Here is a 24,137-nt window from a genome sequence, read left to right as displayed (position 1 = left end):
CGGGACAGGGGCCGATGCCGTTGGCCGAGACGGAGGAATTGCTCAACCCCGTACCGGATCGGCGATCCCGGGCAGGAGCGGCGACGCCGAGCTGAGCTGTCGGACGTATGCGGCGAAGTCCTGCAGGAACTGCGGACCCACCTGCAGCCCGTGCGATACGGCCGGCCGGCCGGGGCGGGCGGCCGGCCGGAGGTCCACCGCCGACAAGGCCACCGCGACACGCCGGGCATCCCGGCCGATCGCGCCCAAGGCATTGTCGTCGAGTTGACGATCACGCATCAGCCTGCACGACAGCGCGGCGATGGGATCATGGGAGCCTTCCGGTCCGCCGTTCACCAACTGCAACAGCTGCGGTACGTGCACGCGGGCCAGGTGCGCGGCGTGGCGGGCGGCCACCAGCACCGCCTCGACGTCCCCACCGTCCACGGTTATTCCGGCGACGTCCTGAACCTCGGGCACCGTGGAACCTTGCAGGCGAGAGAAGAGCGCCGACAGACTCTGACCCGTGTCCTGGGTGGCCCGATCGTCCAGCCATATGGTCAGCGGTGCGGCCCGGGAGTCCGTCCTAGGACCGGAGAGTCGCCATGCTGGCGGTCCCGCTGATACCGCCAACGTGTCGAGCGGACCGAGCGCTGCGACGATGCCGACGACAGCGGCTTCGGTGTCGCGTTCCACGATCGACGGCAGACGGCAGTCACCAAGCCGGGCAGCCCTTCGACATTCCCCGGTGAGCTCCCGGATGATCATCATGCGATGAAGCAACGACGTCCGCACGACCACGGACAGCCCACTGGCCGTGGTCACCGCTCGGCGACCAGGCGGTGTGCCCGCAGGGCGTGCGCCCACCACGGCCGTGGCTGCGACCGCCCCGCCCGCAATGGTGGGCAGGAGCCGCGTTTGACGCTGACCCACCCACCGGGGCCCATGGTGACAGCGCCGACGGCCGGTTGCCGGCGCACGGCGACCGCGACGGCCACTGCCGTCGCGGTCAGAGTGGCGGTCGCCAACGTGGCGAGCACGATGGCGGTGACATCGACGGCAGGCACGAATGTGGTCCGGTCGGTGCCGACGGCGTACACCCCGATCTCCCGCCGCCCGGCGCGCACGGTGACCAGATCGGATCGCCGGTCGAGGATGGTGGTCATGGGGGTTTCCTATCTGCTGTCCGAGGCGGCGGCCGCGGTGGTGGCGGCCCGTCCGGCTTCGAGGCGGGCGATCGGGACGCGGAACGGGGAGCATGAGACGTAGTCGAGGCCGGCGTGATGGAAGAAGTGGATCGAGGCGGGGTCGCCGCCGTGTTCTCCGCAGACGCCGGTGATCAGGCCCGGGTGGGCGGCCCGGCCGCGTTCCACGGCGGTGCGGACGAGTTCGCCGACGCCGCCGGTGTCGAGGGTCTCGAACGGTGAGGTGGCGAAGATGCCGAGTTCCAGATAGCGGCCGAAGAACGCGCCTTCGACGTCGTCGCGGGAGAATCCCCACGTCATCTGGGTGAGGTCGTTGGTGCCGAAGGAGAAGAAGTCGGCGTGTTCGGCGATCTCGCCGGCGGTCAGGGCAGCGCGCGGGACCTCGATCATGGTGCCGATCCGGATCGGCGGCGTACCGGTCACCGTGGCCAGCACGGACTCGGCTTCCGCCCGTACCGTCTCGAGTTCCTGAACCGCACCGACCAGCGGGATCATGATCTCCGGGCGCGGGTCGCCGCCGGCGGCGACCCGCGCCGCGGCGGCCTCCGCGATGGCGCGGACCTGCATGGCGAAGAGGCCGGGGACGACCAGGCCGAGACGTACGCCGCGCAGTCCGAGCATCGGGTTGGCCTCGTGCATGCGGCGGACGGCCGTCAGCAGGGCGCTGTCGCGGCCAGGGTCCTCACCGAGGGCCTCGGCGCGGGCGACGCGGGCGGTCAGTTCCTCCAGCGGGGGCAGGAACTCGTGCAACGGCGGGTCGATCAGCCTGATCGTCACCGGCAGGCCGTCCATCGCGGTGAACAGTTCAACGAAGTCGGCCCGCTGCAACGGCAGCAGCGCCGCCAGGGCGGCATCGCGCTCGGCGTCGTCGGTGGCGAGGATCAGCCGTTCGACAAGTACGCGGCGGTCGCCGAGGAACATGTGCTCGGTACGGCAGAGGCCCACCCCGGTCGCGCCGAACCGGCGTGCCCGTTCGGCGTCGAGCCCGGTGTCGGCGTTGGCGTGCACGCCGAGACGCGCGGTGTGATCGGCGTGGGCCATGAGCCGCTGAACGGCGGAGAGTAGCGGGTCGCCCATGGGGGACAGCTCGCCCTCGAAGTACCGCACGACGGGGGAGGGCCGCACCGGCACGGACCCGGCGAAGATGTGGCCGGTGGTGCCGTCGACGGAGATGACGTCGCCGGCATGGATCACCTGCCCGCGTACGGTGAAGGAGTCCGCACCTATCTCGAGGCCCTCGGCGCCGCAGACGCAGGTCCTGCCCATGCCGCGGGCGACCACCGCGGCATGGGAGGTCTTCCCGCCGCGGCTGGTCAGGATGCCCTGCGCGGCGATCATGCCGGGCAGGTCGTCGGGGTTGGTCTCGCGGCGCACCAGGATGACCGGCCCGGTCGCGGCGGCCGCCGCAGCGGAGTCGAAGACGACCGCGCCCACCGCCGCACCCGGTGAAGCCGGAACTCCCGTGGCCAGCGGCGCCGGCGCGGCCGCAGTGTCGAAGCTCGGGAACATCAGGTGGGCGAGCTGCTCACCGGTGACCCGTTGCAGCGCCTCGTCGAGCGTGATGGTTCCCTCGTCGACGAGTTGCCCGGCGATCACGAATGCGGCGGCCGGGGTCCGTTTGCCGACCCGGGTCTGCAGCATCCACAGCTTCCCGTTCTCGATCGTGAACTCGATGTCACACAGGTCGCGATAGCGTTCCTCCAGCTTTGCCATGATCGACAACAGGTGGCGGTGGGCTTCCGGGTCGATCGTGGCCAGGTCGTCCAGGCTCATCGTGTTGCGGATCCCGGCCACGACATCCTCACCCTGCGCGTTGCGCAGGTAATCGCCGTAGACGCCACGCCTCCCGGTCGCCGGGTCACGGGTGAACGCCACCCCGGTCCCGGAATCCTCACCGCGATTGCCGAACACCATCGCCATCACGTTCACCGCCGTGCCCAGATCCTGCGGAATCCGCTCCTGCCGCCGGTAGAGCACGGCCCGCTCGGCGTTCCAGGATTCGAAGACCGATGCGATGGCCAGGATCAACTGCTCGTGCGCCGCCTGCGGAAACTCGCGGCCGGTGTGGGCGTGGAAGACCTTCTTGTACGCGCCGACCACGTCCTGCAACTGTGCGGCGGTCAGGTCGGCGTCCGACCGCACACCCGCGGCTTCGCGAGCCGCCGCCAATTCCGTCTCGAACTCGTCGCCGGGAACGTCGAAGACGGTCTTGCCGAACATCTGGATCAGCCGCCGGTACGAGTCCCACGCGAACCGCTCGTCGCCACTGTGCCGGGCGAGCGCGGCGACATTCGCGTCCCGCAGCCCGATGTCGAGGATCGTCTCCATCATGCCGGGCATGGAGAACTTCCCACCGGAGCGCACCGACAAGAGCAGCGGATCGTGCGTGTCCCCGAGTGGCTTTCCCATCTTCTCCTCGACCATCCGCAGATGCTGCGTGACCTCGTCGAGCAGGCCCGCCGGCATCGAGCCGGTGCGCAGATACTCACGGCACGCCTTGGTGCTGATGGTGAAGCCGGGCGGAACCGGCAGACCCATCCGGGTCATCTCGGCCAGGTTGGCGCCCTTCCCGCCGAGCAGATCCTTGAGGTCCTTGTTGCCCTCGATGAAGTCGTACACATACCTGGACATCCGATCCTCGCCCTCGTTGGCTCGTGGTCAGTCCTCTCTCTCGTTGGTAGACCTGCGACCGGCTCGTCCAGTAGGGCCGAACGCCCCTGCTGGAGCGGTGGCGGCCGGAACAGTGTGGAACCGGAGTCGACTACGGCGGGAGGAACGCCATGAAAGGACAGGACCGACCCGGCGACACCGCCGTGCGGGTCGCAGCCGGCCGGATCGGGCTCGTCACAGTCGTCACCGCACAGCTCCACTCGGCACACACCGTCGTGCTCGGCGTCGATGTGATCTCGAAAGAGTTCGGCGCGCCGCAAACCCGCGGACCGTGCCCCACGCTTGTGCCCGCCGGCGGGCACCTGGCCGACATCGGAGCGCTGAAGGTGGTGCTGTCGTTATGAGATTCCCGTGGATCATCGCCGCCTGCGTGGCCGTCGCGGCGTACTCGCCGCCCGCCCGCCGGTGGTATCTCACCTGGGGCGCCACGCTCGAAGAAGCGGCCGCCCCTCTACCCGGCGACGAACTACTCACCGAACCGGACCTGCAGTCCACCCGCGCCGTAATTATCGACGCCCCGCCGGCAGCGGTGTGGCCGTGGTTGGTGCAGATGGGCAGTGGCCGTGGCGGTGCTTATACCTACGATTGGATCGAGAACCTCTTCGGTCTCGGTATGCATAGCGCCGACGAGATCCTCCCACAGTTCCAGCACTTGGCAGTCGGCGAAGTACTGCCATTGGGGCCGGACGGGCCCGGCATGCGCGTCGAGATCTTCGAACCCGAACAGACCCTCAGCTTCTGCTCCGAGGACGGCAACTGGGTCTGGACTTTTCACCTTCGCCCGGATAGCCCAGGAAAGACACGCCTTCTCAGCCGCAACCGCATCGCGGCTCCCGCGGCCTCGTGGGCCAGCCGACTGGTCACTCGGTTCGTGATGGAACCGGGGAGCCTGATCATGGAGCGGCGGATGCTTCTCGGGATCAAAGAACGTACCGAACGCACCACGTCACGCATCAGGCCCCGCGTCCCGCCAGGTCCAGATACTCCCGGCAGCGGATTGTCGACGCAGCCGTCGTCGTCGTTCCAAGCCGGGACGCCCGCTCATCATGGTGGCGGCTGAACAATCAGCTGATTCGACAGGTCGGCAACACCGGGTGTCTTCCAGACGATTTGGCCGGCCAGGTGAAAGAACTGTGCCGAGGGAGCCTCGCCTCGCAAGATTACAATCCGGTTCTGCACCTCCACCACAATGCGGCGGCCTCGGTTCGGCAACTGGTTTTCCAGTTGCTCTGCCACCCGCACAGCGAGCCGAATATCGTCCGGCGAAGAAACGGCATCAGGGAATTCGATATAGTAGATGGCCATCGCATATTCCTCAGCGCGTCACGGGGCGTTTCACGCAGCGAACGGGCGTGGCTGGCGGTTCTGCCCGGGTGCTCGTCTCAGGCAGCGGGGCCGAGGGCGGCCTGACCGGTTGACGTCGAGACCAGATGTTTCACCGTGACAGTGGGAAAGGCGGTCAGCGGCTTGCCGATACGCAGACGGCGCATTGCCTGGTTGGTCGGCCGGGCAGTGGTGAAGGAGCGAAACAGGCATGACGAACTCTCGGGTAGGCGCGGCTGTGGAACCGCCGACCAGACTTCCCGGCACACCTACCGCTCAGGGTAAGGCAACGGCGAGGAACTGCACGGTAGAACGCCGCTGAAGCAGAGGTGCAGCAAGATGGTGCGCGATCAGACCGATGAAGGCGTTGTTCCACTGCCGGAGGATCTGTTGTGCTTCACCGCGAGCCGGCGGTGGATCCCGCGGCCGGTCGGCAGCGGTCGTTCATCCGTGCGATCGTTCTCGGTTGGAAGTCGTGTCAAGGAAGGCTGCCAAGTCATCGGTGACGGCGAGGACGTTGCTTGCTGCGGTCGTCAGGTTGCGGGTGATCTCCTGATTGGTGGCGGTCTGTTCCTCCACCGCGGCGGCGACCGAGCTCTGATTCGCCCGGACCGCGTCCACAATCGCAGCGATCTTGGCGATCTCGTTACCGGCGACGCCGCTCAGCGTTTGTGCGTTGACGATGAGATGGCCGATGCGTTCGGTTGCCGCCTGTGTGGCACTGGACAGGTCTTTGACCTCACCTGCGACGACCGCGAACCCTTTACCGGCGATGCCGGCCCGGGCGGCTTCGATCGTCGCGTTCAGTGCCAGGAGGTTCGTTTGCCGTGCGATCTGGGAAATGGTGCTGACCACCTCGTCGATTCTTCCCGACGCGTCGGTAAGCCGTGTCATCGTGCTGGTCGCGGCATCGATGGCGGTGACCGCTTCGGCTACCACCTCGGACGCCCGGCTCTCGCTGCGGGCGATCTCGGAAACCGTCGATGACAATTGTTCCATGGCGCTTGCCACCGAGTGCAGCGACGTGCTGGCGTCCCCGATCGTCGTCAGGGTCTGCCCGAGCTGCCCGGTTAACGCCCGGGTGCGTTCTTCGGCTTCTCTGAGGGCGGTCACGTCCTCCCATGCCACCACGTAGCCGACCACCGTGCCTTGCTCGTCCTTCACCTGGTTGATGTGCGTGTCGAGGGTGATGGACCCGAACGTGAAGGCCGCGTCACGGGGTTCGAAGGCCGGGTCGGTGAGAATCCGGTCGATGCGGCCGGGGTCCTTGTGAAAGCGGTGGATGCTGCCGTGCAGAACATCAGATATCCGTACTCCGAAGACCCTTTCGATCTCGGGGCCGATTAGTTCCAGGGTCCGCATCGCTTTGGGGTTGGCATAGATGATGGCGAGGGAGAGGTCTGCGACGAAGATGTTCGCCTGGACGGAGTCGAGGATGTGGCGGGCACCGGTGGTGGTGATGCTCTCCTTCGCGATCTTCTCCAGCAGTGATGCGGCGTATCCATCTTTGCGGCCTTGTTTCGGATTATTGAAATGCGATGTGAAGAACATCTGCAACCCCCTCGTTCTCGTGGCGAAAAGGTGAGGCGTCATGCGCTAGGTCCGACGAGAGAACGGATCAATGATTTATGTCATCAGTCGCCTATACCCTAGGAATTTATTACCAAAGGGTCATATCGGGTAGGGTCGAAGGTCCCGTGAGGCGGAGGCGAGGGGCTGGGTTCGCGAATCGTCGGTGCGGTGGCGGCCGTAACGGCCTCGGCTTCGGCGGCACGCCCCCACGCCACCGTGGCGCAGCAACGGTGGGAGCGGGCAGACAGGTATGGCCAAGGCTTTGCGGCAGCTGCTGTCGGACGGTATGAACAACCCATGATTCGCGTGTATCTGCTTGACGACCACGAGGTGGTCCGTCGCGGCCTGGTGGACCTGTTGCAGGCCGGCGGCGACATCGAAGTGGTCGGCGAGTCCGGATCGGCCCAGGAGGCGACCCGCCGCATCCCCGCCCTGCGGCCCGATGTCGCCGTCCTGGACGGCCGGTTGCCCGACGGCAGTGGCATCGACGTGTGCCGCGACGTTCGAGCGGTCGACGCATCGATCAAAGGCCTGATCCTGACCTCCTACGAAGACGACGAAGCGCTCTTCGCCGCGATCATGGCCGGGGCATCCGGCTACGTCCTCAAGCAGATCCGAGGCAACGACCTGGTCGACGCGGTCCGCCGGGTCGCCGCGGGGCAGTCACTGCTGGACCCGGCGGTCACTCAGCGCGTGCTCGAACGCATTCGTAACGGTGTCGAGCAACCTCGCGAGCTGGCCGGGCTGACCGATCAGGAACGCAAGATCCTCGAACTGGTCGCGGAAGGCCTCACCAACCGGGAGATCGCCGCCCGGATGTTCCTGGCCGAGAAGACGATCAAGAACTACGTCTCCAGCCTCCTGGCGAAGTTGGGCCTCGAACGCCGTACCCAGGCGGCCGTGCTCGCCACCCGCCTGCTGGGCGAGCACCCGCACTGACCGCCGAAGCGGTTCCACGGCGCCGGCGATCAGTCCTCGATGAAGATCACGTCCGCGGGTGAACGACGGGGTGTCGGCGGAACCTCCTCGGGTGCCTCGACGTAGCCGAGCCGCACGATCAGATAGGGCTCGCCGATCCCCGAGAGCAGTCGGCTCAGTAAACGCCGGGGCCACGCCACTTCGACGGCCTCACTGATCGGCGCCGTGGCCAGGCCCTCAAGGGTTGCTCGCAACAGCAGTGCCGACATGGCTTCGCCGCCGCGCAGCAGATCGACCGGATGGTCGCTGGTGCCGAAGATGATGACGAAGGCGGCTCCCTCATCATGATCGGCGCCAGGAAGCAGACCGGACGAACCGTCGGGCAGGAAGTTCCGGACGGGCACACGCCGCAGGCCCGGCTGGACCGTGGTAGCGGGCGGCACACCGTCGCCGGTCCAAGCCGGCCGGTGCGTCCAGTGGCTGAGCTCCCCGCGGTGGGCGGGGTCGAAGTAGTTGGCATCGGCCGCCTCATCGACGGAGATCGCCAGTTCCGGCACCCGCTCATCGGGCACGACGTGCAGATAGGCCCCCCGCGCCTCGACGAGCCGACGCAGGTGGGTGAGGGTCTCTTCGGACACCCGGCGGTCGCCGAACGGACGACGGTCCGTGCGGCGTCGGCTGATGGCAGCGGCCAGTTGTTCAGCCTCGACATCCGGTTCGGTAGGCCCGGTCACCCGCACCCGGGCGAGCAGATCCGGGCGCTCTGGATCCGGGAGTCGCTGTACGTCGACGAGCCAGCCGCCGGCTGCCAGCGACACCTGTGCATGATGCAGCGCGCCACCACAGCTGAGCAGAAGCAGACGCCCCTCAGCGTCGGTCACTCCCAGCCGGCGAGCCGGGTCGGACGACAGCTCCAGCACATCGCCGGCGAGACGCCACCGCCAAGGCTGAGTGTTGAAAACCGACGGAGCGCGCAGCGATGCCCGAGCGGCCGCCTCCAGTGCGGTACGCGCCCCGGCGCCGGTCACATAGTCGTCTGACATGGTCATGGCAGAACCTCCGGACTCGTGGCGTCACCACGGTGCACACCGTGGCCGTGATCCCGCCCGAACGCTTCATCGCAGCGTGTAGGCGGTCTTCTCCGTCTCGTGGCATCGGCGGCACCGGTGGATCTGCGGCGCCCCGAATTCCGTGTTCGCATACCGCCATGGACCCCATGCATGCCAGGTCCGGGACTGCGTCGTCGCGCACCGCTCGCAGCGGCGAACCTGTCCACAGCGGCCCGCATCGACGTAGACGAACCCACCCCAGGTGTGGCGGACAATCTTGTCCGTCTTCCCGCATGCGGTGCAGACTCGCACGCTTTCGCATCGGCCGTCGGAAAGCAACCACGGCCCTGAATGCAGACCGGCCACGCACAGCAACCTTCTGAAGACGATCATCTCGGCTCCCGGGTGACTAGAACGGCCATGGCCCCAAAGCTGACGCTATGTCGACGACCAGAACGCCGTCAGGGCCTAACGGCCCGAAACGGCAGGGCTTACCGAAGCCGGGCCTGCACCCCCCTTCGCCCCCTCATCCCCGGTAGGACACCGGACAGATCGCCGGCTGCCCGAGGCGACGGGACCATGGACCCTGCTGGGACCGTGATCTCTGGACGATGCTCACGGCATGGAGATCGAAAGGCCCGGGACAATGCGGCCTACCATGACCGACGCCCGCGCCGCCGCAGTGGAGTTCGGCATGACCACCGTGTTCATGGCCACCGTTTTCACCCTCGTCCACTGGGGGATCGGCAGCACGCCGCCGGACGCTTCAGCGAACGAGATGCGTCTCAGAGTCGCCGCTGTGTCGATTCTTGTCGGCCTGATCATCGTCGGGTTCGCCACCTCCCCGCCGGGACGCTTCAGCGGTGCGCACATGAATCCGGCGATCACCCTGGGTATGTTCGCGGCCGGCCACCTATCGGCCCGGCGGGTCCTGCCCTACCTCGTTGCCCAGGCAGCGGGTTCGATCGCCGCGGCGGCCCTCCTCAGAGTCGCCTGGGGTCCCTCGGTGTCCGAGGGGCCAGCCCGGTGGGCGGTGGTGCAGCCGGGCCAGGGTTGGACCGGCGCGTACGTTGCAGCCGTCGAAGCGATGACCCTGCTGGTCATAGTGGGGCTGATGTGCTGGATGACGGCCTCCCGACCGCGGTGGCGGGCGGCCTGGGTCGTCGGGGGTCTGTTCGGGCTTCAAGGAGCGTTGTTAGGCACAGCCACCGGGGGCTCCGCCAACCCGGTACGGCAGTTGGGGCCGGCCTTGTTCTCCGGCGAACTCCGTCTGCTTGCCGTCTACCTGGTCGCACCGGTAGCCGGCGGCATGCTCGCCGGCTGGGCCGCTCATCGGCTCCGGCACGCCCGCAACGTGCGACCCCCGGCGCCGAGGATCGTTACCCCACGGCCTCGGATCGACGTGATCTACGACCGAGGCCGTGGGACGGCGATACGCCGGGAAGCGGATGACCGCGACACGCCACTGAGGCATCGCCCGTACGATGATGAATTGATTGAGTTCGTCTCCGAGGGCGTCTGATTCACGTTATTTGCGGGCTATGCCGTTTAAGGTGCCTCGCCAGGTTGGGGTGGTTTCGGCAGTGAGGCGTCCGCCTGATCAGTCCGCTGCGGTGGTCAACAGGTCACGGAGTTGAGCCGCGGTAGGGATTCGCCCGGCGAGTACGACGCGGTCGTCGACGACGAGGGCCGGTGTGGTCATGACGCCGTAGGCGACGATGGTGGGATAGTCGGTCACGCTGCTGATCTCGGCTGTCAGGTGCAGGTCGGCGAGCGCGTCGCGGGTGAGTTGCTCGAGGGTGTGGCAGTTGACGCAGCCAGGCCCGAGAATCTTGATGAACATCATGGTCTGCCTTTCAGAGGATGGCGTTGAACAGGTAACCGGTGGCCACGATGCCGGTGGCGACCACGCCGACGAAGGCAGCCAGCAGCGGTGGTTTGAGGACGCGGCGGAGCAGGATCAGCTCTGGCAGCGAGAGCGCGACGACGCTCATCATGAACGCCAGGACGGTGCCGATCGCCATACCTTTGGCGTACAGGACCTCCACCAGGGGCAGGATGCCAGCGGCATTGGAGTACAGCGGCACCCCGATCGCCACGGCGACCAACGGGCCGAAGGGGTTGTCCGGGCCGGCGACCGCGGTGAAGAAGTCCGCCGGAGCCCAGCCGTGGATCACCGCGCCCAGCCCGATTCCCACGATCAGATACGGCCACACCTTCCGCAGGATCGTGGCCACTTCCTCACGGCCCATGATGACGCGGTCAGACCAGGTCAGCTGTTGCCCAGGCATAACGGCTGCGCCACGTAGCGTGGTCCGGTAGACGAAGTCCTCCACCCAACGCGACGGGCTGACCCGGCCGAGGATGTATCCGGCGACGGTGGCGATCACCAGTCCGGAGGCCACATAGAGGACGGCGATGCGGGCGCCGAACATGCCGTAGAGCAGCACCACGGCGACCTCGTTGATGAGCGGACTGGCGATCAGGAACGACAGGGTGACGCCGAGGGGGACACCGGCGGCGACGAAGCCGATGAACGCCGGCACCGCCGAGCAGGAACAGAACGGGGTGGCCACGCCCAATCCCGCGGCGGCCAGATTCGCCACTCCTTCACGGCGCCCGCCCAGCAGGGAACGGGTGCGTTCCAGGCTCAGGTACGAGCGGGCGATCGTGACCACGAAGATGATGCCGGTGAGGAGCAGGAGAATCTTGACGCTGTCGTAGAGGAAGAAGTGCACGCCCGAGCCGAGTCGCGAGCCTTCGTCCAGCCCCAGCCAGTCGTAGACGACCAGGTCCCACCACGGCCGGTTCAACTGATAGGCGAACAGCCACAACCAGGCCACGGCCGTCAGCGTGAAACCCTGTGTCACAGGACGACGCCAACCGCCCACGGCCGCCGAGGGTATCGATCTGCTGGTCATCGCGGCCTCCCTGGGAAGGTGGGAAGTGCGGCCGCAAGCCGGTCGGCCGCATTGTCGGCGATGGCGTAGTCAATCCACCGGCCCCGCCGGCGGGCGCTCACCAGTCCTGCTTCACGTAGCACCTTGAGGTGGTACGACAGCAGATTCGGCGCCACCGCCGCGACCGGCTGCAGATCACAGACGCATCGAGTCCGGCCGTCGGCCAGGTGGGTGACCAACCGCCACCGCACCGGGTCGGCGACCACAGCCAGCAGCCCCGCCGATTCCACCGCGGTTGCTGCAATCGCCGTTGAAGTGTTCACCACCTCAGCGTCCAGTGGACTCGCATAGCCCGCACAGGGCCGGTCGACGTGTGGGAAGGGACCGATGGACCGGCAGCCGCTGTTCACGGGGCCGCGCCCGAGGGCTGGACGACTGCGCATCATGTAGCCCTCGTCGCGAGCTTGATCTGATCCTTCAAGAGCCGCCGTGTCCACGCCACGAGCCCGGCGGCTGTCGGATCGGACAGACGTTCCGTGTCGGCGGCGTTCTGCTGAGCGGGACCAACGGCTCTGGTTCGGCAGTCCTCGTTCGGGGTCTGGTGGTACGAACAACGGCCACACTCGGCCGGTGACCGGAGGGAGCCGTGATGAGCGTGTCGTTCGTCCCGCCGTCGCGGGCGATCCTGACCGACTGTGTGCGCTCGGCCATTACCGCGCCGTCGCTGCACAACAGCCAGCCATGGAGGTTCCGCATCGAGCCGCCGGCGATACGGGTGTATGCCGATCCTGACCGGCGTCTGCCGGTGATCGACCCCGATTGCCGGGAACAATTGGTCAGCGTGGGTGCCGCGATATTCACGTTGCGCCTCGCGGTGCGGCACACCGGATACGAAGTGGGATGCGAGCTTCTACCGGATTCCGGCGATCCTTCGCTGGCCGCCATCGTGACCGCGGGTCGTCCGCTCATTGCCGACGAGACCATCGAGGCGCTCGCTGCGGCGGTCCCGTATCGGCACACCAATCGCTGGCCGTTCGCGCGGGTCGCTGTTCCGGCCGACGTCATCGACGGGCTGCGGGCCGCCGCCCGTCACGAAGGCGCTGACTTGACGGTCGCGGATCCCATCGCCCGGGACGCCGTTCTCGGCCTGGCCCGGGCAGCTGATCGCTGGCTCCGGGAACGTCCTCACTATGCGGAGGAGATCAGCCGCTGGAGTGGGCAGGATCTACGCCATCAAGGAGTCCCGGTGTGGGCGGCGGGTCCGTGGGATGCCCTCGATGTGATGCCGGTCCGGGACTTCGCCGGCCTGACGCCTCTGCTCCGACCGCGTGAGCAGTTCGAGCAGCATTCCACGGTGATGATTCTGACCACCGACGGCGACGCCCGAAGTGATTGGCTGACGGCCGGGCAGGCACTGCAACGTGTTCTGCTGGCAGCGACCTGGCTTGGTCTGGCCACCACGCCGATCAGCCAGCCGGTTGAAGCTCCAGAGATCCGCAAACGGCTCACCCGCCGACCGGCGCAGATGGTGCTGCGAGTCGGCTACGGCAAGACGACCCGGCGAACGCCGCGACGGCCGCTCAACGAAGTGCTACTCCCCTCCGACGGCCGTCGGAGGACGGACAACGGCGGTCGTGCGGCTGACCAGGGTTTTCGCTGAGCTGAGCAGGAACCGCTGCTTCACTTACCGAACCGTCCGTCCTCACCATCGGTGATACGGCCGATACAGCTCCGGGCGGGTAGGTGAGCCCACCCCGGCGGGATGTTCGACCCTGACGGGCCGATCAAGGTCATCACTAGCTTTGAGGTGGAGGTAATGCGATGAAGACATGGCATGTCAACGACGTCATGACCCCTGATGTCGTCTCCGCCGGGCCGGACACCCCCTACCGGGACGTGGTCGACCTGCTCATCGGTCGGCGCATCAACGCCGTACCCATCATCGACGAAGATCGCCGCGTCATCGGGATGGTGTCCGAGTCGGACCTGCTCCGCAAGATCGAGTTCGTGGGTGAGGATGAACCCCGCTGGTTCGAACGCCGCCGCCGCCGCGAACGCCACCACAAGGCCGCCGCGCGAACCGCGGGCGAATTGATGACGGCTCCAGCGGTCACCATCACACCGAGGGCAGCCCTCCGGACGGCCGCCCGTGTCCTCGACGAATCCGGCGTCAAGCAGCTGCCGGTGGTCGATTTCCACGGTGGCCTGGTCGGCATCGTCACCCGCAGCGACCTTCTCAAAGGGCACCTGCGTCCGGACGCCGACATCAACGCCGACGTGCGTTCGGCCATCCACGAGACCGTGACGACCGAGAACTCCGCGTCCATGCGGACCACGGTGCGACGGGGCGTCGTCACCCTGTACGGCCAGGTCGACCGCTGGTCGACGAAAGTTCTGCTTGCCCGCACAGTCGCACTGATTCCCGGCGTGGTCGAGGTCGTCGACGATGTCAACTTCGCTTTCGACGACCACAAGCTGGTCGAGCCCCGCCCCGCGATCTCCGGCGCCTGAACAACGGCGTGACCGACGCGCCTGGAGGGGCATGGGACATGGGGAAAGGCTCTCCCTGCCGTCGCCAACTCCTGCCGGAGGGTCCATCAACTTCACGGTGACGTGTACGCCGCCGCACGCCATCGACCCGGTACGCATCCGGCTCCGGCAGGACATGGACAGCGTCGAGGAGTTCGTCAGGCGGTCGGAGCGGCCGCCCTCGGCCGGCTACACCGGCCGGATCCGATCCGGCGCTCGTGATTGCGGGCAGGCTGTTCCCGCTGATGGCCGAGCAATCGCCGCCGCATTTCCACGCGACCCGAACGTTCCTTGATCAGCGAATGACTGAGCGGGCCCTTGGACTCTGACGCCGGGCGGCCGCCGGGAGGCATCGTGGTGGCAAGCCAGAATCCGGGAGGTGAATGATGGCACGGTTTCGAGGAAGGAAACCCCTCCGGCGTACGTGTCGGTGACATCGTGGTCGGTGTTGACGGGTCTCCGTCGGCCAAGGCCGCACTGCAATGGGCGGTGCGGCAGGCCAGGCTCACCGGGGGGCGTCTGCACGCGGTGACTGCCTGGGAGATGCCGTCCTACTACGGCTGGGCACCCATGCTGCCGTACGAGGAGGATCTGGCCGCGACCGCCGGGAAGGTTCTCACCGCCGCAGTACACAGCGTGCTCGGCGACGATCAATCGGATCTCGACCTCGTCGAGAGGGTTGTCCCGGGGCATCCCGCCCAGGTGCTGATCGACCTGTCGGCCCACGGTGGGCTGCTGGTGATCGGAAGCCGAGGTCATGGGGCCTTCACCGGGACGCTGCTCGGCTCAGTCGGTCAGCAGTGCGTCCAGCACGCGCGCTGCCCGGTAGTGGTGGTGCGCGGCGCCTGAGTAGGCAGCTGGCCCGCGCACCTGACCGGTGGGGGTGAGTACCGAAGGAGCAAGGTGGGCCGCCGGTTGGCCGGCATCCCACCTTGTCCCTTCAGAGCTGATCGATGGGGTCGTGAACCACGGCGACGGGGCAGGAGGCGTGACGCAGCATTTTCTGGCTGATCGAGCCCAGGAACAGTCCGCGGAAGGCGCCAAGGCCGCGAGTGCCGACCACCAGGAGTTGTGCCTTGGCGCTGGCGGCGATCAGCGCAGCGGCCGGACGGTCAACCAGGGCATCGGCTTCGATCTGCAGGTCTGGGTAAGCATCCCGGACCAGGGAGACCATGTCGTCGAATGGCTGCCGCTTTGATCCGGTCACCACACCCGTGACGGTGGGTGTTCCTTCCCGCAGCCCGGCCATTGGGGCCCAGGCGTGGATGATCCGGAGGGGGGCCTTGAGCACCGTGGCTCGCTGCGCCGCGAAAGCGAGGACGCCTGGGGCGGCGGCCGAATCGTCCACGCCGGCGACCACGACAGCATCCGCGGGACGATACGCGCTTTCATGATGATCCTTCCGTGTTCTCGGTTGCGTACGACCTGAACCGGGCAGTGCACCCGATGAAGGACGTGCATAGCGTCCGACCGGCACGTCGGGGACTTGCGCCCGCCACGGCGTGAGCCGGGCCGTCAGGAACTCACCTCCGGCGGTGGCCCGCTGTGGCTCCATGACACCGCTGGCCGGTACCTCGATGGTCGTAGCGGCTTACCGACCAGTCCGAGCCGATCCGGGATGGCAATCGCCGGAGACTCGGTCTCGGTGCCATCGGCGACGGCCGGCGTCTGCATGGTCCCTCCCCTCGCGTGGTCTCAGCGGGAGATCCGGGCAGCGCGTTTCCGCACTCACTCCTACTCTCATGACCGGGGGAGTTGAGTGACAGGGCCGTTGAGCCCTCCTGCGGGGTTGTGTCGGTGTGGGCGAGCGTGCCGCCGCTGACCATGCAGCTCAGCCCGCCTGACGAGACTTGCGGTGGACGCCCAGTCGATCGGCCCCATCATCGCGGTCGGAGTCACCGCCGCGAGCGTCACCGCCAACACGATCGGGCACCAGACTTCTGGACGGAGTCGCCGCACACACTCTCATGAACGGGTCTTCGACACCATGAATCGAGCAGGCGCCCCTGACCCGTCGCCGGACGGGGGCTGTCCGGCAGGCCACGTGGCACCTCGATGTGGGACCTTGGTCCCTGCCGCACCGTCGCCCACCGGACCGACGATGCGAAGGACGGAGGTGGTGAAAGTGCTCGCGCTGATCATCATTACTCTGCTTCTGCTCGTGGCGGCCACCGCGGTTCTCTTGCCCATGCCTGACGCCGCCGCGGAGGACGAGGTGGGCGCCGAGGACGACGCCGTGGGGCGGGATTCTGCGCCGACCACATTGGAGGGAGCATTGACGGCACAACTACTCCGCGGTGAGATCAACCAGCGGCAGTATGGCCGGGCACTGGGCCGCCTCGCGGCTCGTGACGACGAGCGCAACCCGATGGCGGTGCCCGGCACCGACCGCCCTGACGCCACCGCGTGACGGGGGCTTGCGCCGTTCGACCACCTTCTGCGTATCGGCGGAGCCGGCGCATACCGAACCGTTGGTCCCCATCGCCAGCGATCGACTCACGAGGTCCCGGTGATGCGGGCTCCCGATCGCGGCGAAGGACCCGCAGAGCCGGGATGTTCGGCACTGACGGTGCGGGACCGGCCCCGTCTAGCGTGGGGAACGGAGGTAAAAGCGATGAAGACATGGCATGTCAGCGACGTCATGACCCCTGATGTCGTCTCCGCCGGGCCGGACACCCCCTACCGGGACGTGGTCGACCTGCTCATCGGTCGGCGCATCAACGCCGTACCCATCATCGACCAGGATCGCCGCGTCATCGGGATGGTGTCCGAGTCGGACCTGCTCCGCAAGATCGAATTTGCGGGTGAGGACGAACCCCGCTGGTTCGAGCGGCGCCGCCGCGATCAACACCACAAGGCCGTTGCACGTACGGCCGGCGAGCTGATGACCTCGCCGGCGATCACCCTGACATCGGGAGCCGGCGTGCGGACCGCGGCGCGCATCCTGGACGAGTCCGGTGTCAAGCAACTACCGATCGTGGACACGTCCGGCCGGTTGGCCGGTATCGTGACCCGTAGCGACCTCCTCAAGGAGCACCTGCGCACCGACGACGCGGTCCACGCCGACGTGCGGGCCGCCGTCCACGAGGTCGTGATCACTGAGAACTTCTCGGCTGTGCGGACCGCGGTCGAACGCGGTGTCGTCACCCTGGCCGGTCAGGTCGACCGCTGGTCGACGAAGGTACTTCTCGCCCGTCTCGTGGCCCTGGTACCAGGCGTGGTGGAGGTCGTCGACGAGGTCCACTTCGACTTCGACGACCAGAAACTCGTCGAACCCGGCCCGTCGATCTTCGTCGCCTGAGCGGTGAGGGCGACCATTCGTCCTCCCCGGCGGCGATTGGTCAGCAGATGCCACGGCCCTGCCGTTCTCCTGGGGCGGCCTCTGCCGCAGCGCGCAGGTTCTATCCTCACCGGAGGACGTTCCGGCGCCGCAGGCCGTCTGTTGTGGACCGGCGATGTCACCATGGATGCTTCCTCAGCCGGACGTCCATGAGGTGCATCTTGATCGATCACCACCCCTCAGGACGTCCCTCGGCCGGGACCTCCGCCGGGGCGGAATCGGGGACCGGTCGGTCCTGATCGGGTCGGCGCCGAACGCCTGACGTGCAAGCAGGGGGAAGCAGTGTTGCGATGGCCACGGCGACCATCCGGCCTACCGCCACCGCCTATCCGACGGTCTCCACGAGAACGGGGTCCTACGGCTTCTGCTTGTCGTGAGGCGCAGGTGGAGTCTGAGGCGGCGGCGCCGGGGTGGCGTGCAGGGCGTGGAGGAGGTCGGCCTGTTCGGTGAGGACGCCGGACAGGATGAGCCGTGCTACGGCCAGCAGGTCGGCGACGTGTGGGCTGCTGAGGGTGTAGTAGACGGTGGAGCCTTCTCTGCGGGTGGTGACGAGGTTCGCGCGTCGTAGCACCGCGAGTTGTTGAGACAGGTGGGCTGGCTCTATACCGACCTCGGGGAGCATCTCGGTGACGGAGTGCTCGCGTTCACTGAGCAGTTCCAGAACCCGGATGCGGGCCGGGTGGCCGAGCGTTTTGAAGAATTCTGCCTTCAACTGGTAGATCGGTTTGCTCACCAGTGCCCCCTTGCTCATCGGTCCTCCTGTCTGTCAGCGGTGGGGTGATGCGCTACTCCGCGTCCTGAGGGCTCCACCGCGGCGACGGCTGCGGCCACCGTTTCCTCGACCCACGGGTCGAGGATGTCGGCAGCATTCGGTGCGCGCCGAGAAGATTGTCCCCGACGAGGCCGGTGAGCACGTCGGCGGCGGCAAGGCGCATAGCGGTGGTGACGTGGGGTGTGCAGGAGGTAAGCGCTCCGTGGTCCAGCCCGTCTGGGTCCCGGTGGGTGAGTCGCCTATCAGGGCGAGGGTTCCGGCTGTCCATGGCCGGATACCTCCTGCTCTTGCGGCGCTGGCCAGGCCGTCACCGTCCACGGTCGGACGACACCGACGACCGACGCGAATTACGACTTGCCAATCTTAGCAATTAAAAACTAGCTTATTTGCGTTGGCGGTGGGCTCCCTGCGGCGACGTTGCCCACCCGCCCGTCCCCGCGGCCCGAAGGGGCAGTTGTGGATTCGGTCCAGCCGCATGAACTTTCTGCCGACCCGGACCTACGGCAGCCATCCCTGCGGGCGCAGGTGTCCCGCCGTGATCCGATCCGAGGGAGCGCGTCATGTGGTGCAGGCAGTTGCCGTCACGGATCCGTGAAGTCCGTGCTGTACTGGTCGATTTCTGCGGCACACTGAGTGTGTCGTCGTGGCGTGATCCCGGCTGCGAGCGGCCGGGCGTGGCGGGCCCTGTGATCGCCGCGGGTCGCGAAACGACACCCGCCGGGGGGCGGCTGCGCCAGGACGCGGTCACCATCCTAACCGCGTTACGGTATCGGGGATTCGCCACCGGGGTGATCGCCGGCTGGGACCCGGATCTGGCCGCGGTGTTCGAGGCGCCGCCGATCGCCGCGCCCGTAGACGTCGTCGTGTTCGCCGAACCGGCGACGAGCCCCCTGGACGCGGCGTATCTGGCCGGGTGCCGGGCGCTGGAGCTGCGGCCGGAGCACTGCCTCTGGGTCAGGTGCGGCGATGGCGGCGTGTCGGCGTGGGCCGGGCTCGGCCAGGATCCGGTTGCCGTCCACGACCTCGTCGACGTCCTGGCACTCCTGCCGCCTTCGCCAGGCCCCGTCCGGATCCGCGGCGAGAACACCAGCGGCCGCCACGTGCCCTACCGCAATGACGTCCCGGCGGCGCGATGGCTGACCGCCACCTGATCGCTGCGTCAGGGCGTCAACCGGCGCTGAGGCCGCCGCCATTCTGACGCGCTGAGTCCGCCTGCTTCGGCGTTTCTCGGCGCGGGCAGCCCCTGATGCACCGCGTGACTCATGTCGCCATTCACACCGTCCGTCAAACTTGTTAGTTGCTAATATTTGCAAGTAACATACTCGGCAACGGATGGAATGCTGAGGGAGGCGAACGGTGTGTCGTTGCCGGTGCATCAGGTGAAGGCCGAGCTGTTTCGCACGCTGGGCCATCCGGTGCGGATCCGGGTACTCGAACTGCTGCAGGACGGCCCCAAACCGGTCCGTGACCTGCTCGCCATGATCGAGGTGGAGCCGTCCAGCCTGTCGCAGCAGTTGGCGGTGCTGCGCCGCGCGGGCCTGGTGGCCTCCACCAGGGAAGGCTCAATGGTGGTCTACTCGCTGAGTACGCCGGATGTCGCGGATCTACTCGGTGCCGCCCGCCGGATCCTCGGTACGGTGCTGTCCGACCGCGACGGGTTGCTCGCGCAGTTGCGTACCGGCCAGCGGTCGTGACGACGGCACAAGCGATACGGTCACCCGGTTCCCGATTCACCGGCCTACTGCCGCAGCGTTCGGACTGGACGGCGGTACGGCGCTCGCCGCGGCGTGACCTGCTGGCCGGACTCACCGTGGCGGTGGTTGCCCTGCCGCTGGCGTTGGCGTTCGGGGTCACCTCCGGCCTCGGCGCACAGGCCGGCCTGGTCACCGCGGTCATCGCCGGCGCTGTCGCCGCGACCTTCGGCGGATCGAACCTGCAGGTGTCCGGGCCCACCGGTGCGATGACCGTAGTACTGGTCCCGGTCGTGCAGCGTTTCGGTGCCCGGGGCGTACTCATGGTCGGCGCCATGGCCGGTGTGGTCCTGATCGCCCTAGCCGTAGCCCGGCTCGGCCGGTACGTCCGTTACCTGCCCACCCCGGTGATCGAGGGATTCACCGCCGGCATCGCGGTGGTCATCGCCCTACAGCAGCTTCCGGCCGCGCTCGGCATCACCGACGCGCACGGCGACAAGGTCTGGGCCGTGGCCGCCGACGCGCTCGCCGGCTTCGCCCGTATTCCGCATCCCGCATCCCTCGCGGTCGCCCTCGGCGTCGCCGCCCTGATGCTCTTCGGTGCCCGCCGGCGCCCCGGACTGCCGTTCTCGCTGTTCGGGGTGGCCATCGCCACGATCTTGGCCGAAGCCACACCGATGGGACTGACCCGCATCGGCACCCTGCCCGCAGGCATCCCGGCTCCGTCGCTGAGTTTCCTCGACTTCGGCGCCGTGCAGGCGCTGCTCCCGGCGGCGTTGGCCGTCGCCGCGCTGGCCGCGCTCGAGAGCCTGCTGTGCGCGACCGTCGCCGACGCGATGAGCGTCAACGAGCGCCACGACCCCGACCGGGAACTGTTCGGCCAAGGGCTGGCCAACCTCGCCGTTCCCGTGTTCGGCGGGATCCCCGCGACCGCCGCGATCGCGCGAACCGCCGTCAACGTCCGCGCCGGCGCCACCTCGAAACTGGCATCGCTGGCCCATGCCGTGGCGCTGGCCGTCATCGTGCTCGCCGCCGCACCACTGGTCGGCCGCATCCCCCTGGCGGCACTGGCCGGAGTCCTGCTGGCCACCACCGTGCGCATGGTCGAGGCCGCCTCCCTGATCGCCCTGGCCCGATCCACCCGCGGCGACGCCGTCGTGCTGATCCTCACCTTCACCGTGACCGTCGTGTTCGACCTGGTCACCGCCGTCGCCGTCGGGATCGGCGTCGCGATCGTGCTGGCCCTGCGCGCGGTCGCCCGCACCGCCCGACTGCAGCAGGTCCCACTGGAGCCCGGCGACCACAGCGCCGAAGAACACGCCCTGCTCGCCGAACACATCGTCGCGTACCGCCTCGACGGCCCCCTGTTCTTCGCCGCCGCCCACACCTTCCTGCTACAGCTGTCCGAGATCACCGACGTACGGGTCGTCATCCTGCGCATGTCACGGGTCACCACCATCGACGCCACCGGCGCACACGTCCTCGCCGACGCGATCAACCGGCTGCAACGCCGCGGCATCGTCGTCCTGCTCTCCGGCATCACTCCCGACCACGAACAGATCCTGGCCACTCTCGGGCTCGCCGGGCAACTTCGCGGTGACGGTCACGTGTTCCCCGACACCCCGGCCGCCATCACGCACGCCCGCGCTCACGTCCTGCACCACGACGCCGCCGACCTGGCACCAGCACCCGCCGCGGCCGACACTGAATTCACCGGCAACGGAGGCGGTCGCAACCGCCAGGACGGCGCCGCATCCACCCTGCACCAGCCGCAGACCGCCCCCTTCGAACCCGTACTCCCCGGAGCGTCTCCATGCGACTACTGCTGATCGGGCCGCCCGGCTCCGGCAAGGGAACCCAGGCCGTGCACCTCGCCCAGCATTACGGCATCACCCACATCTCGAGCGGCGACCTGCTGCGCCGACACATCACCGAGAACACCACCATCGGCCGCTCCGTCGCCGCGTACATCCACCGCGGCGACCTCGTTCCCGACAGCATCGTCATGGACATGCTCCGCGAGCCGGTCGAAGCAGCCACCCGGCGCGGTGGTTACATCCTCGACGGGTTCCCCCGCACCGTCGACCAGGCCGAAACCGCCGACCGGGTCGCCGAACCGCTCGGGACCGAAGTCCGCATCGCCGTGCACCTCACCGCCGAACGACCCGAACTGATCCGCCGACTACTCGCCCGCGGTGCGCAGACCGGCCGCACCGACGACACCGCATCTGTCATCGCCCACCGCCTCGACGTCTTCGACGACGCCGCCAACCCACTGCTCGACTACTACCGCCGGCGCCGAACCCTGATCACCGTCAACGGCGACCGGCCGGTATCCGAAGTCACCCGGACTGCGATCGCCTACCTTGACCAGGCCCGCCACGACCTCAGCCTGCCCGAACACTGCCACACCCCGCTACCAGCCGCAGATCACGACACCAAACTGACAGCGGTCCTCGCGACACCCCGTCACCGGACCCCACATCCCGGCCGGGGCCGGTGCTGTACCGGCCCCGGCCGCAAGTAACCGCCCATTCCGGCCAGATTGCGGCCGATCCTGATCGACCACGACCACCTCGATCCCGGGGTGGGCCGACAACGCCGTCGAAAGCACCGCCGGGCCTATCGTCCGGGCCTCGTTGAATTCCCAGCACGATGATCGACTCAGGATCGGTCGCTGGTGGTCTCCAGCACCAGCGCGACGGCCGCGCCCGCCACCGACAACAGCAACACGGTACGAGCAGGGTGAGCAGGGTGACGATCAGCAGTCCGCGCTGGAGCGTCCGCCGGCGGCGCAGCGCCGGGTTCTGTCCGGTGATCGGTGTCGGAGCGGTCGTCCGTTGCCGGTGGTAGACGGTCATGTCGGGTCTCGTCCCGCCATCGGTCCTGACAGTCCGACGGACGGGCCGAGGCCGAGCTCGCTGAGCCTGAAGCCGAGCAGCAGCAGGGACCAGCAGCAGACCGAGTGCATGAGACCAGCGGCGCAATCGGCGGGGACGGCCCGGCGGTGGTGTCGGAGAAGACCGTTCTGGCGGCCTGACGGAGCGGCGCTACCCCGGTCGGGGCCCGTTCGAGCGGCCTGAGGGCCCGGTCGCGACGCGTCCTACCGCGGGGCGCCGCTCGCCGTCGAGCCATGAATCGGAGCTATGCGGTTCGCCGCGCCCAACATGTGCCCAAGGTCCTGAATCGTCGGACAGGGCGGGACCAACGGCCCTGGCTATCAGTGTCCATCGATATGGATGGTGAACGGAAGCGACCGAAGGAGACGGACATGTGCGAGCGGAGAGCTGAAGCGGCCACACCGGCGTGGTGTGACGCCGAAAATCGTGGCCCGCCGGCCCCTCCAGTTGGTCGGGCTACGGGCCACTGTCGGGCTGGCCGAGCTGCGCAGATTTCCCGAAAGAGCGCTGCCGGTCGTCCGGCAAGCCGTGCACCGTGCCGGTGTGCGAGCTGTGGGCCCGGCTATGTCGTTACTGCGGTCGAACGGCGGACGGTTCGAGGTCACGGTGGCCGTCCCGGTCGCCGGTCGAGTCCGGCCCAAATCACCGCTCATCGTGGCCAAACTCTCCGGCGGGCTCGTCGCACAGGTAATGCACCAGGGCCCGTGGGACACGCTCCTGACCGCCTACGACCGACTCAGTGAGTGGCTCACCGCGCGCCGTGTAGCAATCGTGCCGTTGATGTGGGAGGAGTACCTGATCGGTCCGGATCAAGCCGAGGATCCGAGCCGCTGGCGTACCCGCATCACGGTTCCGTTGCCCTTGAGCACCCCGGTCCGGAGCGGCCGCTGACCGAATTCGGCCGAATCAGGGCTTGCAGGTCCGAGGGGGCTGGCTGTCTGTCTTACCGTTGAGTTTCAGGATCAGCGGTACCTCGCCGGCATGGTCCCAGTAGAACTTCTCAGCCAGTCCGGCCTGGATGGCGATGCCGTTGAAGCCCTCTTCGAGGGCCGGCTTGATGGTGTATTGCGGATCGGCCGCGACGGGGTCCGGGAAGGAATCTCGTGGGCCGTGCTCCAGATCCCGGTCGTAGGGCAGGAACAGCCGCCGTGCCGTTGCCCAGTCCGTGCTGGTAGAGGCTGCGATGCAGCCGAGCACGTTTGCCGGCGCTCAGCCCGCACCGCGACAGCGGCGGTCGGGTCGTCATTGCTGTTCTCCCGCCGCGTCTTCGTACGATGGGTCCGTTGCGC

The 24,137-nt window shown here is 67.8% G+C and carries 26 protein-coding genes; 14 read left to right on the top strand and 12 right to left on the bottom strand.

The genetic code is table 11. From position 1 onward, the window contains the following. Positions 1–42: 42 nt before the first annotated feature. From BC793_RS49135 to ppdK, 3 genes are read right to left on the bottom strand one after another with little or no spacing between them, the layout of a single operon-like run. Positions 43–750 carry a hypothetical protein gene (locus tag BC793_RS49135; protein WP_146246594.1) on the bottom strand — a complete coding sequence of 236 codons (708 nt, stop codon included), beginning with the start codon at positions 748–750 and terminating at the stop codon, positions 43–45. A gap of 50 nt (positions 751–800) precedes the next feature. Then, entirely contained in the window at positions 801–1,145 is a 345-nt protein-coding gene (locus BC793_RS35280) for a hypothetical protein (RefSeq protein WP_109600505.1), read from the bottom strand. A 9-nt stretch (positions 1,146–1,154) separates the two neighbouring features. Further along, complete coding sequence (ppdK, locus tag BC793_RS35275; protein ID WP_109600503.1) at positions 1,155–3,815, bottom strand: pyruvate, phosphate dikinase; 2,661 nt, start codon at positions 3,813–3,815, stop codon at positions 1,155–1,157. Positions 3,816–3,997: 182 nt separating this feature from the next. Between ppdK and BC793_RS35270 the strand changes: the two genes are divergently transcribed. Together BC793_RS35270 and BC793_RS35265 are read left to right on the top strand one after the other, a co-directional pair. Then, positions 3,998–4,198, top strand: coding sequence for a hypothetical protein (locus tag BC793_RS35270; protein ID WP_146246593.1), 201 nt, complete (start codon positions 3,998–4,000; stop codon positions 4,196–4,198). Continuing rightward, complete coding sequence (locus BC793_RS35265) at positions 4,195–4,914, top strand: SRPBCC family protein (protein WP_203896489.1); 720 nt, start codon at positions 4,195–4,197, stop codon at positions 4,912–4,914. The genes BC793_RS35270 and BC793_RS35265 overlap by 4 nt, the downstream gene beginning before the upstream one ends. Here the strand turns inward: BC793_RS35265 and BC793_RS35260 are convergent. Beyond that, positions 4,899–5,159, bottom strand: a complete 261-nt coding sequence (locus tag BC793_RS35260; protein ID WP_109600499.1) for a BON domain-containing protein — start codon at positions 5,157–5,159, stop codon at positions 4,899–4,901. The two genes, BC793_RS35265 and BC793_RS35260, sit on opposite strands and share 16 nt — an antisense overlap. Before the next feature lie 462 nt (positions 5,160–5,621). Further along, positions 5,622–6,728: a methyl-accepting chemotaxis protein gene (locus tag BC793_RS53035; RefSeq protein WP_158319462.1), complete on the bottom strand. Its 1,107-nt coding sequence runs from the start codon at positions 6,726–6,728 to the stop codon at positions 5,622–5,624. Between the two features lie 318 nt (positions 6,729–7,046). Here BC793_RS53035 and BC793_RS35250 point away from each other — a divergent pair, with 318 nt between their 5' ends. Beyond that, complete coding sequence (locus BC793_RS35250) at positions 7,047–7,688, top strand: response regulator (protein ID WP_109600495.1); 642 nt, start codon at positions 7,047–7,049, stop codon at positions 7,686–7,688. Positions 7,689–7,717: 29 nt separating this feature from the next. On the opposite strand, the gene BC793_RS35245 is transcribed toward BC793_RS35250, so the two are convergent. Next, positions 7,718–8,695: an Acg family FMN-binding oxidoreductase gene (locus BC793_RS35245; RefSeq protein ID WP_239170475.1), complete on the bottom strand. Its 978-nt coding sequence runs from the start codon at positions 8,693–8,695 to the stop codon at positions 7,718–7,720. 679 nt (positions 8,696–9,374) lie between these two features. On the opposite strand from BC793_RS35245, the gene BC793_RS35240 reads away from it, so the two are divergent. Next, the gene (locus tag BC793_RS35240) at positions 9,375–10,238 is read left to right on the top strand and encodes an aquaporin (RefSeq protein ID WP_158319461.1); all 864 of its coding nucleotides are present in this window, start codon (positions 9,375–9,377) and stop codon (positions 10,236–10,238) included. A gap of 78 nt (positions 10,239–10,316) precedes the next feature. Here the strand turns inward: BC793_RS35240 and BC793_RS35235 are convergent, their stop codons facing one another. The 3 genes from BC793_RS35235 to BC793_RS35225 form a co-directional block, all read right to left on the bottom strand. Next, the gene (locus BC793_RS35235) at positions 10,317–10,559 is read right to left on the bottom strand and encodes a thioredoxin family protein (RefSeq protein WP_109600557.1); all 243 of its coding nucleotides are present in this window, start codon (positions 10,557–10,559) and stop codon (positions 10,317–10,319) included. 13 nt (positions 10,560–10,572) lie between these two features. Next, the gene (locus BC793_RS35230) at positions 10,573–11,559 is read right to left on the bottom strand and encodes a permease (RefSeq protein ID WP_203896488.1); all 987 of its coding nucleotides are present in this window, start codon (positions 11,557–11,559) and stop codon (positions 10,573–10,575) included. A 74-nt stretch (positions 11,560–11,633) separates the two neighbouring features. Continuing rightward, positions 11,634–12,062, bottom strand: coding sequence for an ArsR/SmtB family transcription factor (locus BC793_RS35225; RefSeq protein ID WP_203896487.1), 429 nt, complete (start codon positions 12,060–12,062; stop codon positions 11,634–11,636). 203 nt (positions 12,063–12,265) lie between these two features. Between BC793_RS35225 and BC793_RS35220 the strand changes: the two genes are divergently transcribed. From BC793_RS35220 to BC793_RS35210, 3 genes are all read left to right on the top strand, one after another. Then, on the top strand, positions 12,266–13,276 hold the full coding sequence (locus BC793_RS35220) for an Acg family FMN-binding oxidoreductase (protein WP_109600489.1): 1,011 nt from the start codon (positions 12,266–12,268) through the stop codon (positions 13,274–13,276). Between the two features lie 161 nt (positions 13,277–13,437). Then, positions 13,438–14,127 carry a CBS domain-containing protein gene (locus BC793_RS35215; RefSeq protein WP_109600488.1) on the top strand — a complete coding sequence of 230 codons (690 nt, stop codon included), beginning with the start codon at positions 13,438–13,440 and terminating at the stop codon, positions 14,125–14,127. A gap of 456 nt (positions 14,128–14,583) precedes the next feature. Continuing rightward, positions 14,584–14,994 carry a universal stress protein gene (locus BC793_RS35210; RefSeq protein WP_239170474.1) on the top strand — a complete coding sequence of 137 codons (411 nt, stop codon included), beginning with the start codon at positions 14,584–14,586 and terminating at the stop codon, positions 14,992–14,994. Positions 14,995–15,085: 91 nt separating this feature from the next. On the opposite strand, the gene BC793_RS35205 is transcribed toward BC793_RS35210, so the two are convergent. Then, positions 15,086–15,505 (bottom strand): universal stress protein, encoded by a 420-nt coding sequence (locus tag BC793_RS35205; RefSeq protein WP_158319460.1) that lies wholly within the window; start codon positions 15,503–15,505, stop codon positions 15,086–15,088. Between the two features lie 765 nt (positions 15,506–16,270). Here BC793_RS35205 and BC793_RS35200 point away from each other — a divergent pair. Next, entirely contained in the window at positions 16,271–16,555 is a 285-nt protein-coding gene (locus BC793_RS35200) for a hypothetical protein (protein ID WP_146246592.1), read from the top strand. A 204-nt stretch (positions 16,556–16,759) separates the two neighbouring features. Continuing rightward, the gene (locus tag BC793_RS35195; RefSeq protein ID WP_249037402.1) at positions 16,760–17,446 is read left to right on the top strand and encodes a CBS domain-containing protein; all 687 of its coding nucleotides are present in this window, start codon (positions 16,760–16,762) and stop codon (positions 17,444–17,446) included. Positions 17,447–17,840: 394 nt separating this feature from the next. Here BC793_RS35195 and BC793_RS35190 read toward each other — a convergent pair whose 3' ends face one another. After that, positions 17,841–18,236 (bottom strand): ArsR/SmtB family transcription factor, encoded by a 396-nt coding sequence (locus BC793_RS35190; protein WP_239170472.1) that lies wholly within the window; start codon positions 18,234–18,236, stop codon positions 17,841–17,843. Between the two features lie 695 nt (positions 18,237–18,931). On the opposite strand from BC793_RS35190, the gene BC793_RS35180 reads away from it, so the two are divergent. From BC793_RS35180 to BC793_RS35160, 5 genes are all read left to right on the top strand, one after another. Then, positions 18,932–19,408 carry a hypothetical protein gene (locus BC793_RS35180; protein ID WP_146246591.1) on the top strand — a complete coding sequence of 159 codons (477 nt, stop codon included), beginning with the start codon at positions 18,932–18,934 and terminating at the stop codon, positions 19,406–19,408. Positions 19,409–19,615: 207 nt separating this feature from the next. Next, positions 19,616–19,951 carry an ArsR/SmtB family transcription factor gene (locus BC793_RS35175; RefSeq protein WP_109600552.1) on the top strand — a complete coding sequence of 112 codons (336 nt, stop codon included), beginning with the start codon at positions 19,616–19,618 and terminating at the stop codon, positions 19,949–19,951. Then, a complete protein-coding gene (locus tag BC793_RS35170) occupies positions 19,948–21,777 on the top strand; it encodes a SulP family inorganic anion transporter (protein WP_109600474.1) in 1,830 nt (609 codons plus the stop codon). The genes BC793_RS35175 and BC793_RS35170 overlap by 4 nt, the downstream gene beginning before the upstream one ends. Next, positions 21,762–22,475: an adenylate kinase gene (locus tag BC793_RS35165; RefSeq protein ID WP_109600472.1), complete on the top strand. Its 714-nt coding sequence runs from the start codon at positions 21,762–21,764 to the stop codon at positions 22,473–22,475. The genes BC793_RS35170 and BC793_RS35165 overlap by 16 nt, the downstream gene beginning before the upstream one ends. A 937-nt stretch (positions 22,476–23,412) precedes the next feature. After that, positions 23,413–23,739 carry a GyrI-like domain-containing protein gene (locus BC793_RS35160; RefSeq protein ID WP_239170471.1) on the top strand — a complete coding sequence of 109 codons (327 nt, stop codon included), beginning with the start codon at positions 23,413–23,415 and terminating at the stop codon, positions 23,737–23,739. Between the two features lie 15 nt (positions 23,740–23,754). Here BC793_RS35160 and BC793_RS51825 read toward each other — a convergent pair whose 3' ends face one another. Then, positions 23,755–24,045 (bottom strand): beta/alpha barrel domain-containing protein, encoded by a 291-nt coding sequence (locus BC793_RS51825; RefSeq protein WP_239170470.1) that lies wholly within the window; start codon positions 24,043–24,045, stop codon positions 23,755–23,757. Between the last annotated feature and the right edge of the window lie 92 nt (positions 24,046–24,137).

The sequence above is a fragment of the Actinoplanes xinjiangensis genome (genome assembly GCF_003148685.1).
Classification (GTDB): Bacteria; Actinomycetota; Actinomycetes; order Mycobacteriales; family Micromonosporaceae; genus Actinoplanes; species Actinoplanes xinjiangensis.
This window is presented reverse-complemented; position numbering and strand designations above follow the sequence as displayed.

Coding starts and splice junctions, on each gene's coding strand:
- BC793_RS53035 (WP_158319462.1), bottom strand. CDS start 6,728: ATGTTCTTCACATCGCATTTCAATAATCCGAAACAAGGCCGCAAAGAT.
- BC793_RS35160 (WP_239170471.1), top strand. CDS start 23,413: ATGTCGTTACTGCGGTCGAACGGCGGACGGTTCGAGGTCACGGTGGCC.
- BC793_RS35260 (WP_109600499.1), bottom strand. CDS start 5,159: ATGGCCATCTACTATATCGAATTCCCTGATGCCGTTTCTTCGCCGGAC.
- BC793_RS35215 (WP_109600488.1), top strand. CDS start 13,438: ATGAAGACATGGCATGTCAACGACGTCATGACCCCTGATGTCGTCTCC.
- BC793_RS35225 (WP_203896487.1), bottom strand. CDS start 12,062: ATGATGCGCAGTCGTCCAGCCCTCGGGCGCGGCCCCGTGAACAGCGGC.
- BC793_RS35235 (WP_109600557.1), bottom strand. CDS start 10,559: ATGTTCATCAAGATTCTCGGGCCTGGCTGCGTCAACTGCCACACCCTC.
- BC793_RS35195 (WP_249037402.1), top strand. CDS start 16,760: ATGAAGACATGGCATGTCAGCGACGTCATGACCCCTGATGTCGTCTCC.
- ppdK (WP_109600503.1), bottom strand. CDS start 3,815: ATGTCCAGGTATGTGTACGACTTCATCGAGGGCAACAAGGACCTCAAG.
- BC793_RS35165 (WP_109600472.1), top strand. CDS start 21,762: ATGCGACTACTGCTGATCGGGCCGCCCGGCTCCGGCAAGGGAACCCAG.
- BC793_RS35220 (WP_109600489.1), top strand. CDS start 12,266: ATGAGCGTGTCGTTCGTCCCGCCGTCGCGGGCGATCCTGACCGACTGT.
- BC793_RS35190 (WP_239170472.1), bottom strand. CDS start 18,236: ATGAGCAAGGGGGCACTGGTGAGCAAACCGATCTACCAGTTGAAGGCA.
- BC793_RS35240 (WP_158319461.1), top strand. CDS start 9,375: ATGACCGACGCCCGCGCCGCCGCAGTGGAGTTCGGCATGACCACCGTG.
- BC793_RS49135 (WP_146246594.1), bottom strand. CDS start 750: ATGATGATCATCCGGGAGCTCACCGGGGAATGTCGAAGGGCTGCCCGG.
- BC793_RS35250 (WP_109600495.1), top strand. CDS start 7,047: ATGATTCGCGTGTATCTGCTTGACGACCACGAGGTGGTCCGTCGCGGC.
- BC793_RS35265 (WP_203896489.1), top strand. CDS start 4,195: ATGAGATTCCCGTGGATCATCGCCGCCTGCGTGGCCGTCGCGGCGTAC.
- BC793_RS35280 (WP_109600505.1), bottom strand. CDS start 1,145: ATGACCACCATCCTCGACCGGCGATCCGATCTGGTCACCGTGCGCGCC.